This is a genomic window from Desulfocicer vacuolatum DSM 3385 (assembly GCF_900176365.1).
In the GTDB taxonomy this organism is placed as follows: domain Bacteria; phylum Desulfobacterota; class Desulfobacteria; order Desulfobacterales; family Desulfobacteraceae; genus Desulfocicer; species Desulfocicer vacuolatum.
In genome coordinates, this window is record NZ_FWXY01000005.1 from 133,509 (window position 1) to 146,066 (window position 12,558).

The following is a 12,558-nucleotide window of genomic DNA, read 5'->3' on the forward strand; positions in this document are numbered from 1 at the left end:
TTTATTCTCCCAATGCCCGGGAAACAATTTCATAGACATCCCGGGAAAGTCCCCGGACGTCATGGATTCGTTTTAATTGATTTTTCATTAATTCCCGCCTGCGGGCGTCATATCGCTTGTATCGATTAAAGACAGACACCATACGGGCTGTAATTTGAGGATTTATTTTATCCAGGTCAATGACTTTATCTGCAAAAAACTGATAGCCTGCACCATCGGCTTGGTGGAACACAAAGGGATTGGTCATACCAAACACACCGATCAGGGATCTGATGCGGTTGGGGTTTTTCCAGGTAAAATCAGGATGACGGCATAATGACTTAATTTTATCAAGGGTGCCCGGCACGGTGGCCCCTGCCTGTACACTGAACCATTTGTCCATGACAAGGGGATCTGTGTGCCATTTTTCATAAAACTGCTCCAGGGCGGGCCCTGTAAATGGCGATGTCATGTCGCATAAAAGGGTCAGACTGAAAATTTCCCGGGTCATATTGCCGGAGGATATAAAATGTTGATAAATGATCTCCTGGCTTTGTGGGCTTTCCAGGGCTGCCACATAGGATAAGGCTGCATTTACAAGACTCCTGTGGGCCATGGCATTGTGGGATAGATCCTTGGGATCCACGGCTGAACCACTGTCAATGATTTCCATGAACAACCCTTCAAGCTCTTTTGCAATGCTTTGTCTTAAGAACTGTCTGGCAGAATGGATGGCATCCACATCTATAATTTCATATTTTTCACCAATCTCATTTTCGTCGGGCAGGGTGATGGTTTTTGCCATTAAAGCCCGGTCCATGTGGGGATCTTTTAATGCTTTTTCAAGGGCATTGATCACATGGGAAGACACCGTGGGGGTGGCATGGGACTGCAAACCGGAAATAAGGGTGTCAATTTCCCGGAAATAAAGCTGTTGGGCTGCATCCCAGCGATTAAAGGCATCATTGTCATGGGCCATGAGAAATGAAAGTTCTTCACAGGTAAGGTCGGTGTCCATGATCACAGGGGCGGAAAATCCCCGGAACAGGGAAGGGACTGTTTCTGATGGGATGTCATCAAAGACCCATTCTTTTTCCAAAGATTTCAGTTCCAGAAGGTGGTGTTCCGGTGGGGTAATGTCTTTGCCGTTTTTGTCCAAAAGGCCGAATTTAATGGGAATATGAAGGGCCTTTTTCTGTTGTTGATTATGATCCGGAGGGGTTGTCTGAGCGATTTTTATTGTGAGCTGCCGACGTTTTTCATTGTAAGTGCGGCGCACAGTTACCCGGGGGGTACCCGATTGGGAATACCACAATCGAAACCGGGAAAGATCCACCCCTGCCGCATCTTCCATGGTTTGGATAAAATCCTCGGTGGTGACTGCCCGGCCATCAAAACGGTGGAAATAGAGATCCATTCCCTTGCGAAAGATTTCCCTGCCAAGGATTTCATGAATCATACGAATCACCTCGGCGCCTTTTTCGTAAACAGTCATTGTGTAGAAATTATTCATTTCTATGTAGGATTCCGGACGTACCGGATGGGACATGGGACCGGCATCTTCAGGGAATTGCAGTGTTCTTAAATTTTTTACATCAGAAATGCGTTTTACGGCCCGGGAGTTTAAATCTGCGGTGAACTCCTGGTCCCTGAATACGGTCAAGCCCTCCTTCAGGCTCAATTGAAACCAGTTTTGCAAGGTCACACGGTTACCGGTCCAGTTGTGGAAATACTCATGGCCGATGACCCCCTGGATGTTCATGAAATCCTGATCAGTTGCCGTTTCCGGGCGGGCAAGGACATATTTTGAGTTAAAGACGTTCAAGCCTTTGTTTTCCATGGCTCCCATGTTGAAATCATTTACCGCAACAATCTGGTAGAGATCCAGGTCATACTCCCGGCCAAACCGTTGTTCATCCCATGCCATGGATTGCTTCAGGGATGCCATGGCATGGCCGCATTTATCCTTGTTTTCTGCTTCCACATAAATGTGAAGATCGATTTCTCGTCCGGAACAGGTGGTAAAAGTGTCCTTTATGCACACAAGATCCCCGGCCACCAGGGCAAACAGGTAGCTTGGTTTTTTAAAGGGATCTTCCCATTTTACATAGTGGCGATTGTTTTCAAGCTTTCCCTTTTTCACAAGGTTGCCATTGGAGAGCAAAACAGGATATTTGTTTTCATCTGCAGTGATAATGCAGGAAAATCGGCTCATGACATCGGGACGATCGGAGAAACAGGTGATTTTTCTAAAGCCTTCGGCCTCACACTGGGTGCAGAATGTGCCGCTGGATTTATAGAGTCCCTCCAGGGAGGTGTTGTTCTGGGGGGTTAATCTGTTTTTTATTTCCAGGGTGAATTGTTCGGGTACCCTGTTCAGTTTAAAATAATCCTCTCCCCGTTCATATTCACCGGGCAGCAGCACCATGTCCCCTGCAACCACATGGAGGATATCTGCATCTTGGCAATTCAGCACCAGGGGCGTATGTTCCCCTGCCTGTTCATTGTTTCGTTGAATTTTCATGAATGAGGTGACAATGACCTCTTTTTCATAAAGATCAAACTGGAGATCAATGGTATCAATCCAGTATGCCGGGGGCCTGTAGTCTTTTAGATATTTCGGTTCATGTTTTTTCATAATAGGGACAAATTATTATTGAATACAGGTTTTGTCAAAGAGAAAGAAATCAAATCCATTGAGTTTTTTTCCAATTTATGTCAGATAGAAGACTTTAAGAAATGGAAAATTAATTTGTCAATTAATCAGGAGAATCATGATATGAGCAATTATTCAGATGTTACACTGTTCAGTGGGGGACACCGGGGAGCCGAGGCAGAATTTGGAAAACTCGCAGAGAAATTTGGACTCAATGAAGTCAACTTTTCCTTTGAAGGCCATAACATTGAACGCACCCGGGGCATGAAAGTCCTTTCCCCTGAAGAGTTGAAAAAAGGTGATATCAGCATGGATATTGTATCTGCCCGCATGGGAAGAAAATTTTCCCGGGTGGATAAAATCAGAAAAGTGTTTCAATCTATCTTTCACATGGTAAACAACGGTTATCAGGTATTTGTGGTGGGCTGGATACTCCCGGACAACACCGTAAAGGGAGGTACCGGATGGGGCGTGGAGCTGGCTCGCTTGTTTAACCGACCGGTGTTTGTCTATGAGCAGGATCGACGGGCATGGTTTTCCTGGATTGACAGCAGCTGGCAGGAAGTGAACCCCACCATCAGCCATAAAACCTTTGCAGGTACCGGCACCCGGAATCTCACAGAGGATGCCCGGAAAGCCTTGAAAAAATTATTCAAAAAATCGTTTGATGCTTAAATCCATAGACCCCGACACATGCCATGGGAACCTTTGATTTACAGATGCCCCCTGCCGGGATGTTGTTTGGGGTTTTGCGTGCTGTGTAAAAAAGCAAACCCTATACAATGAAATTTGCCGGGGACTTGGCGAGTCAAAAGAACAGGTGTAAATAATGAAAAATATGTTAGTAACCGGTGGAAGTGGGTTTATAGGATCTAATTTCATACGATACCTGTTGGCGGAGTCAGAATTCACCGGCAGGGTCATCAATGTGGATAAGTTGACCTATGCCGGAAACCCTGAAAGTCTTGAGGATGTCCAGACAGCGTTTCCGGACCGTTACCTGTTTGAAAAAGCAGATATCTGTGATGCCGGGGAAATGGAGCGCATTTTCACCGCCCATGACATTGATACGGTGTGTCATTTTGCTGCTGAATCCCATGTGGATCGATCCATTTCATCCCCTGAAGTGTTCATAGATACCAATGTAAAAGGTACCTTTACCTTGTTGGAATGTGCCAGAAGGAAAGGTTCAGATCTTAAATTATTTCACCATGTGAGCACAGATGAGGTCTATGGAACCCTTGGGGAAACAGGGTATTTCACAGAGGAAACGGCCTATAAACCCAATAGCCCCTATTCGGCATCCAAGGCCGCATCGGATCACCTGGTGCGTGCCTATCATGAAACCTATGGATTGCCGGTGACCATTTCCAACTGCTCCAACAATTATGGTCCGTTTCAGTTTCCTGAAAAACTCATTCCGTTGATGATTTTAAATGCCCTGGAGGGAAAAACCCTCCCCATTTACGGGGACGGCTCCAATGTCCGGGACTGGCTCTATGTGGAAGACCACTGCCGTGCCATCTGGTGTATCATGGAAAAGGGTGTCCGGGGGGAGACCTATAATATCGGTGGTGAATGTGAAATGAAAAACCATGAAATTGTGGAACGCATCTGCGGACTCATTGATGACACCGGTCGTACATCACCGGGGGTGAAGCGCAGCCTGGATTTGATCACCTATGTAAAGGACCGTCCCGGCCATGATTTCAGATATGCCATTGACTGCACTAAAATAAAAACCCAACTGGGATGGTGTCCCAGGGAATCCTTTGATACAGGTATAACAAAGAGTGTGAACTGGTATCTTGATAATCTCACATGGGTGGATCGAATTAAATCTGGTGCATACCTTGACTGGATTAAAAGCCATTATGCAGATTAGGCTAATGCCGGATAAAAATATACCGCAATGGGCAAGCGATAATCAGATCGGTATATTTTTTGACACAAATCGCCTGAATGCCAATGGGATAAACAGACCACCGGCAAGTATATCCATTATGTCCATAAGGAGCGTTAACATAAAACGGAGATATATATGAAGGGAATCATTCTGGCAGGAGGCTCGGGAACACGACTGTACCCCATTACAAAGGCAGTGAGTAAACAACTGGTGCCGGTGTATGATAAACCCATGATCTATTACCCGCTTTCTGTACTCATGCTGGCGGGTATCAGAGAAATCATGATCATTTCAACCCCCATGGATCTGCCCCGCTTTAAAGATCTTTTGGGGGACGGTTCTTCCCTGGGTCTTGAAATTTCATATAAAGAGCAACCTCGACCCGAAGGCATTGCCCAGGCCTTTGTCCTTGCCGGGGAATTCATTGCAGATCAGAGTGTCACCTTGATTCTCGGAGACAATATTTTTTATGGTTCCAGGCTCCAGGATGTCTTAAAAGAAGCGGTGACCATGAAAAAAGGCGGGCTTATCTTTGGATATCCGGTGAAAGATCCAGAGCGATACGGTGTGGTGGAGTTTGATGCATCGGGCAAGGTCATGGGGATTGAAGAAAAACCGGACAACCCTAAATCCACCTATGCCGTGCCCGGCCTTTATATCTATGACAACCAAGTGGTTGACATTGCCCGGAATTTAAAACCGTCCCCCCGGGGGGAGTTGGAGATCACCGATGTAAACAATGTGTATCTGGCACAAAAAGAGCTCCGGGTGGAGCTTCTGGGACGGGGTTTTGCCTGGCTGGACACCGGCACCCACGAAGCCCTTCAGCAGGCGGCAGCCTATGTTCAGGCGGTGCAGAATCGTCAGGGCATGAAAATAGCCTGCATTGAAGAGATTGCTTATCGCTTAGGGTACATCAGCGACAGCACCCTTAAAGCCGTGGCTGCTGATATGTTGAAAAATGATTATGGACAATATCTAATGGGGCTTTTAAAGGATAAAATGCCCCTGGGAGAAGGGCTCTGATGGCCGTACGTTTTACTGAAACCCCGCTTAAAGGGGTTGTTATTATTGAACCGGATGTTTTTGGAGATGCCCGGGGATTTTTCATGGAAACCTGGCAAAAGATTCGATATAAGGACGGCGGTATCCATGCCGATTTTGTCCAGGATAACCATTCCCGATCGGAAAAAGGGGTGATCCGCGGCCTTCACTATCAACTGAAGCACGCCCAGGATAAGCTTGTATATGCAGTGCGGGGGACCATATTTGATGTGGCTGTGGATCTTCGAAAAGGATCTGCCACCTTTGGTCAATGGACCGGATGTCTTTTATCCGATGAAAATCGAAAACAACTGTTTGTCCCCAAAGGATTTGCCCATGGATTTTCCGTATTAAGTGATGTGGCCGATGTCACTTATAAATGTTCGGATTATTATGCCCCGGGAGATGAGTATGGCATATTGTACAATGACCCGGAGCTTGGCATTGACTGGCAGGTGAAAGCCCCCCTGGTATCGGATAAGGATCTTGTTCATCCCTGTTTAAAGGACGTTTCTCCGGGACAGCTTTTTATTTAGCGCCATCCATGGCAGTTATTCAAACAGGAATTAAATGTCAAATGAATTTCAGGATTGGCTCAGGATATGATGTTCATCAGCTGGTTTCCGACCGCAAACTGATTCTGGGGGGTGTCACCATTTCCCATGAAAAGGGGTTAAAAGGCCACTCTGATGCAGATGTTATTGTTCATGCAGTGTGTGATGCCATGCTGGGCGGTGCAGGTCTTGGGGATATCGGGGAACATTTTCCTGATTCAGACCCCAGCTTTAAAGGCATTTCCAGCCTTGTTCTCATGGCGCACTGCCGACATCTGCTCCAGGAAAAAGGGTATGAGGTGGGCAACATTGACGGTACCGTTTTTGCGCAGGCCCCCAGAATATCACCTTATAAAAAAGCCATGGAAGAAAATCTGGCACGGGCAGCCGGAGTTTCCGTGGACAGGGTAAACATCAAAGCCACCACCACAGAAGGGTTGGGCTTTGAAGGAAGAGGGGAGGGCATTGGTGCCCATGCCGTGGTTTTACTGCAAAAGCTTGTTCAGGAATCATAACTGCAGAAATAACACTTGCACACCTTGACCGATCCTTTTTCAATGGTAAATATTCGGTTAACACCCCATCACCTGTTTTGGCCAATAGTATGCTACTGCATAGTCAAGGCTAAGATTCAGGATGATACATTTTCCAGACCGGTGTAGCTCCGGCCTGTTCAGAAGCAGTTATCCTGAAATTAAGATTTGACGTTGCATTACGCAGTCCCAAACAGGTAAATATGGGACACTCTGCCCAAACATTTACATTACCAATCTGAATATTTACTATTAATGAATAGTTTTTTTATTATTTTCAAAGTATCCCCCGTGGAGTTGATCAAAATACCAAATCAAGGACATATACCATGAGCTTAAGAATTTATAATACACTAAAGGGAAAAAAAGAAGAATTCGTTCCTCTGGAACCGGGGAAGGTGGGAATGTATGTGTGCGGCCCCACAGTTTATGACACCAGCCACATCGGCCATGCCCGGTCTGTTGTGATTTTTGATGTGATCTTTCGGTGGCTCACGGCATCGGGATATGATGTAAATTATGTCCGGAATTTCACAGATGTGGATGATAAAATCATTAACCGGGCCAATGAAAGGGGCATGAGCCCCACTGATATCTCTGAAAAGTACATTAAAGAATTTCACAATGAGATGGACGGGCTTAATGTGCTTCGCCCCACCATTGAGCCCAAGGCCACAGAGCACATTGATGATATCATTAAATTCATTGAACAGCTCATTGAACAGGGCAAAGCCTATTATGTGGAGGGAAGTGATGTGTTTTTCTCCATTGAATCCTTTGGAGAATATGGAAAACTCTCCGGCCGGAATCCTGATGACATGATTGCCGGTGCCCGCATTGCCGTGGATTCCAACAAGCGAAGTCCCATGGATTTTACCCTTTGGAAACCGGCAAAACCCGGTGAACCGTCTTGGGACAGCCCCTGGGGACCGGGACGACCCGGCTGGCACATTGAATGTTCTGCCATGAGTAACCGCTACCTTGGCCAGAGCTTTGACATCCATGGCGGTGGTAAGGATCTTATTTTTCCCCACCATGAAAATGAAATTGCCCAGTCCGAAGCCCTTTTTGGCAAGCAGTTTGTGAAATACTGGGTTCACAACGGATTTGTGGATATCAACAATGAAAAAATGTCCAAATCCCTTGGTAATTTCACCATGATCAAGGATGTTTTGGAAACCTATCACCCCGAGGTTATTCGGCTGTTTCTACTTTCCAAGCACTACAGAAGCCCCATTGATTTCAATGAAAATTCCATGGACGAGGTCATCACCAGCCTGGATAAAATCTATACATTTCTGGACCGGGCGGAAAAAGCCGGAGTGGATCTGTCCATTTCTCCGGATGCCGGAGAAGAGTGGCAGCTGTTTGCCCAGGCCATGGACGACGATTTTAATTCAGCCCGGGGCATGGCCACCATTTTTGACACAGTGAAAAAAGGAAACCGTTTGCTGGACAAGGCAGGGGAGACGGTGTCAGCAGAAACCCTTTCCAAGCTTTCAGAAATTTGTTCTGATTTAAAGAAGATGGGAGAGATACTGGGAATTATTTCCCAGACCCCCACAGCCTATTTTAAAGGAAAAAAAGAGGCAGGCCTTGCCGGTGGGGATATTGATTCTGCCATGATTGATCAACTGGTCATGGAAAGAACCCAGGCCCGCAAGGATAAAAATTTTGCCAGGGCCGATGAAATCAGAGCCCGGCTGGATGAGTTGAACATCATTCTGGAAGACGGGGCCGGTGGCACCACCTGGAAATTTTCGTAAACCGCCAATGCTCTTTTTTTATAGGCAATACTCAGCAAATCAGGTGTCTATGTAAGCTTTGTTGTGGGCAGATCCAGATCAGAATAGGTCTGCCCGTGACAGTTTTTATATACAATGCAGCCTCTAAAGCAAGCTAAGGCAAAGCCGCCCCCCGATGGGCAATAAGAACCGGACAATTGAGCTGTCTACAGTTCCGGTCCGGAACCATTGCCCATCGGGGGGGGCGGTATAATACCATTTTCTATATTCGTTGTGTTCCCCTGAAAATAGTTTATTTTTTTGCGTTTTTTGTTTTTTTAGGCCGGGGTTTTCCTTTGGGTTTCATTTTGGCCCAGGTATCCCGCAGGGTGACAGCACGATTAAAAACCAGTTTGTCCGGTGATGACTCCTTGGAATCCGTACAAAAATATCCGGTTCTTTCAAACTGGTACGCCTTTTCTGGAACCGCATTTACCAAACTTTTTTCCACCCGGCTGTTTTTTAGCACCACCAAAGATTCCGGATTGAGATTTTTTGTGAAGTCATCGGTGTCTGCCTCGGGATCTTCATTGAGAAACAACCGGTCGTAAAGATTAATTTCGGCAGGCACAGATCCCTCCCGGGAAACCCAGTGCAGGGTACCCTTAACCTTTCTGCCGTCGGGTGAATCTCCACCCCGGGTGGCAGGATCATAGGTGCAGATCAGTTCCGTAATCTGTCCGGTGTCATCCTTGATCACCTCTTTACAGGTGATAAAATAGGCATAACGCAGCCGCACTTCCCGGCCCGGGGCCAGACGGAAGAATTTTTTGGGTGCATCCTCCATAAAATCATCCTGCTCAATGAAGATTTCCCTTGAGAAAATCACTTCCCGTTTTCCCATGTCCGGGTTCTGGGGATGGTTTGCTGCATCCAGAGCCTCGGTTTTCCCCTCCGGCCAATTTTCAATGGTGACCTTCAACGGTTTTAGCACCCCCATGACCCGGGGGGCATGCTCATTGAGATCAGATCTCAGGCAGTCTTCCAAAAGCCCCACATCAATGCGGCTCTCCTTTTTACTCACCCCGATGATATTGCAAAAATTTCTAATGGATGCCGGAGTGTATCCCCGCCGTCGGATACCGGCAAGGGTGGGCAGACGGGGATCATCCCAACCCTCCACATGATGATTTTCCACAAGTTTCTGGAGTTTTCGTTTACTTAAAACCGTGAAATTGAGGTTCATGCGGGCAAACTCAATCTGCTGGGGGTGGCAGGGCGCTGACACCTCGTCCAATATCCAGTCATAAAGGGGACGATGGTCCTGGAATTCCAGGGTGCAAAGGGAGTGGGTTATCCCTTCAATGGCATCGGACAGTCCATGGGTGAAGTCATACATGGGGTAGATACACCATTCACTGCCGGTTCTTGGATGATCCATTTTTTTTATGCGATAGATGATGGGATCTCTGAGATTGATGTTGGGGGAGGCCATGTCTATTTTTGCCCGGAGCACATACGCGCCTTCTTCAAACTCTCCCTTTCTCATGCTTTCAAACAACTTTAAATTTTCTTCCACAGAACGATTGCGATCTGGACTATCCTTGCCGGGCTCGGTGAGGGTTCCCCGGTATTTTCGCATTTCTTCGGCAGAAAGTGCGCACACATAGGCTTTATTCTTTTTGATCAGCTCAATGGCAAAATCATAGAGCTGATGAAAATAGTCAGAAGCATAATGAATGGTTTCTCCCCAGTCAAACCCCAGCCAATGAACATCTTCAATGATGGCGTCTATGTATTTCTGCTCTTCTTTTTCCGGATTGGTGTCATCAAATCTAAGGTTGCATTTTCCGTTGAACTCCTTTCCAATGCCAAAGTTAAGACAAATGGATTTGGAATGCCCCATGTGCAGAAATCCGTTGGGTTCCGGTGGAAAACGGGTGACTACCTGTCCGTTGTTTTTTCCCTTTTCAAGATCTTCATTGATGATGGTTTTAATAAAATTATGCTTGATATTTTCGTCTTCCATGGTAGTCCTTTTTTTTAAATTAAATTTGAATTTTAGAAAATAATCCTTACCATAATATGATGGAATTGACCACTCCATAATAGATGACATTTCCTTGATTTATAAATAAATTTTCATGCTAACTTCAGGAGCTTAATGGGTCTGTTTAAGATAAAATCACAATTTCTACCCACCGGTGATCAACCCCGGGCCATTAAATACCTTTCCCAGGGCATTCAACAGGGGGCTGCCCATCAGGTGCTTTTAGGGGTCACCGGGTCCGGCAAAACATTTACCATGGCTAATATCATTGCATCGAATGAAAAGCCAAGTCTCATCATTGCCCCCAATAAAACCCTGGCTGCCCAGCTTTACAATGAGTTCAAATTATTGTTCCCGGAAAATGCTGTGGAGTATTTTGTCAGTTATTATGATTATTATCAGCCGGAAGCCTATATCCCCTCCAGTGACACCTATATTCAAAAGGACTCTTCCATCAATGAACTCATTGATAAGATGCGTCATTCCGCCACCCGGTCCGTACTTGCCAGAAAAGACGTCATTGTGGTGGCCAGTGTTTCTTGCATATATGGACTGGGTGCCCCGGAGGATTACCTGGCTTTGCGAGTGGAAATTGAACAGGATATGGAAAAATCCCGGGAATCCCTGTTAAAAGAGTTGGTGGACATTCAATACAGCCGCAATGATGTGGATTTCCACAGGGGAACTTTCCGGGTCCGGGGGGATCGGGTGGAGGTGTTTCCCGCCTATGAAGAGGAAATCGCGTTGCGCATTGATTTTTTCGGGGATGACATTGAAAGCATTGCCGAAATTGATCCTTTAAAAGGAACCGTGCTCCACACCATTAAAAAAACCGCCATTTTTCCGGCGTCTCACTACGTCACCCAGAGCCAGACCCGGAAACGGGCAGTAAAGGCCATCACCGAAGAATTAAAACAGCGTCTGGAATATTTTTACAAGGAAAATAAATTAATAGAGGCCCAGCGCCTGGAAGAGCGGACCCAGTACGACCTTGAAATGATGAATGAAATCGGTTATTGCAACGGCATTGAAAATTATTCCCGGCACCTCACCGGCAGATCCCCGGGGGAGCCCCCCCCCACCTTGCTGGATTATTTTCCCGATGATTTTCTTCTTTTTTTTGATGAAAGTCATATCTCCGTGTCCCAGGTGGGTGCCATGTACAAGGCAGACCGATCCCGCAAAGAAAATTTGGTGAGTCACGGCTTTCGACTGCCCTCGGCCCTGGATAATCGCCCGTTAAAATTTGAAGAGTTCAAGAAAAAAACTGCCTGTGTGGTGTATGTATCAGCCACACCGGCAGATTATGAAATGGACAAATCCCGGGGCAGGGTGGCTGAACAGATTGTGCGCCCCACAGGCCTTCTGGACCCGGTCCTTGAGGTGCGAACCGCCAAAACCCAGGTGGATGATCTTTATGAAGAAATCATGAAGCGGGTGGAGGCCGATGAACGGGTACTGGTGACCACTCTAACCAAACGCATGTCCGAAGATTTGACCGATTATTTTGCGGATTTTGGCATGAAGGTGAAATACCTCCATTCCGATATCGGCACTGTGGAGCGCATTGATATTATACAGGATTTAAGAAAGGGCATTTTTGATGTTCTCATTGGCATCAATCTTCTCCGGGAGGGGCTTGACATTCCCGAGGTGTCCCTGGTGGCCATTCTGGATGCCGATAAAGAAGGCTTTTTGCGATCCTATCGTTCGTTGATCCAGACCTTTGGCAGGGCTGCCAGAAATGCTGCCGGAAAGGTGATCATGTATGCTGATCACATCACACCATCCATGAAAAAAGCCATGGAAGAAACCCATCGACGTCGCAAAATCCAAAAGAGTCACAATGAAAAGCATCACATCACTCCCTCCACCATAAAAAAAGAGTTAAGAACCTTTGATTATACCATGGAGAAAAACATCTCCGGTTCGGATGAAGGTATTGGGGAAGAAATACAGGGTTACGATGCCACGTCTGATAATCTGGAAGAGATCATCAAAGGCCTTACCATGGAAATGAAAAAAGCCGCGGATGAGATGCGATTTGAAAAAGCAGCGGATTTAAGGGACAAAATTAAAGAGCTCAACCGCATCAAGGAGTTATAACCCTTC

Annotated in this window: 9 protein-coding genes; 7 read left to right on the forward strand and 2 right to left on the reverse strand. The window is 46.4% G+C overall.

The annotated features are described in order from the left end of the window. Position 1: 1 nt before the first annotated feature. Positions 2–2,617 (reverse strand): aminopeptidase N, encoded by a 2,616-nt coding sequence (pepN, locus tag B9A32_RS06335; RefSeq protein ID WP_084067613.1) that lies wholly within the window; start codon positions 2,615–2,617, stop codon positions 2–4. Between the two features lie 141 nt (positions 2,618–2,758). Here pepN and B9A32_RS06340 point away from each other — a divergent pair, with 141 nt between their 5' ends. The 6 genes from B9A32_RS06340 (at position 2,759) to cysS (ending at position 8,438) form a co-directional block, all read left to right on the forward strand. Then, a complete protein-coding gene (locus tag B9A32_RS06340; RefSeq protein WP_084067793.1) occupies positions 2,759–3,310 on the forward strand; it encodes a hypothetical protein in 552 nt (183 codons plus the stop codon). A gap of 154 nt (positions 3,311–3,464) precedes the next feature. Further along, positions 3,465–4,520 carry a dTDP-glucose 4,6-dehydratase gene (gene rfbB, locus B9A32_RS06345; RefSeq protein ID WP_084067616.1) on the forward strand — a complete coding sequence of 352 codons (1,056 nt, stop codon included), beginning with the start codon at positions 3,465–3,467 and terminating at the stop codon, positions 4,518–4,520. A 156-nt stretch (positions 4,521–4,676) separates the two neighbouring features. Beyond that, positions 4,677–5,567 carry a glucose-1-phosphate thymidylyltransferase RfbA gene (rfbA, locus tag B9A32_RS06350; protein ID WP_084067618.1) on the forward strand — a complete coding sequence of 297 codons (891 nt, stop codon included), beginning with the start codon at positions 4,677–4,679 and terminating at the stop codon, positions 5,565–5,567. After that, complete coding sequence (gene rfbC / locus B9A32_RS06355; RefSeq protein ID WP_084067620.1) at positions 5,567–6,121, forward strand: dTDP-4-dehydrorhamnose 3,5-epimerase; 555 nt, start codon at positions 5,567–5,569, stop codon at positions 6,119–6,121. Before rfbA ends, rfbC begins: the two co-directional genes overlap by 1 nt. Positions 6,122–6,162: 41 nt before the next feature. Continuing rightward, positions 6,163–6,654: a 2-C-methyl-D-erythritol 2,4-cyclodiphosphate synthase gene (gene ispF, locus B9A32_RS06360; RefSeq protein ID WP_084067622.1), complete on the forward strand. Its 492-nt coding sequence runs from the start codon at positions 6,163–6,165 to the stop codon at positions 6,652–6,654. Positions 6,655–7,001: 347 nt separating this feature from the next. After that, positions 7,002–8,438, forward strand: a complete 1,437-nt coding sequence (gene cysS / locus B9A32_RS06365) for a cysteine--tRNA ligase (protein ID WP_084067624.1) — start codon at positions 7,002–7,004, stop codon at positions 8,436–8,438. A gap of 271 nt (positions 8,439–8,709) precedes the next feature. Here cysS and B9A32_RS06370 read toward each other — a convergent pair whose 3' ends face one another. Next, on the reverse strand, positions 8,710–10,425 hold the full coding sequence (locus B9A32_RS06370) for a glutamine--tRNA ligase/YqeY domain fusion protein (RefSeq protein ID WP_084067796.1): 1,716 nt from the start codon (positions 10,423–10,425) through the stop codon (positions 8,710–8,712). Positions 10,426–10,560: 135 nt separating this feature from the next. On the opposite strand from B9A32_RS06370, the gene uvrB reads away from it, so the two are divergent. Continuing rightward, positions 10,561–12,552 (forward strand): excinuclease ABC subunit UvrB, encoded by a 1,992-nt coding sequence (uvrB, locus tag B9A32_RS06375; RefSeq protein ID WP_084067627.1) that lies wholly within the window; start codon positions 10,561–10,563, stop codon positions 12,550–12,552. The last annotated feature ends 6 nt before the right edge of the window (positions 12,553–12,558 follow it).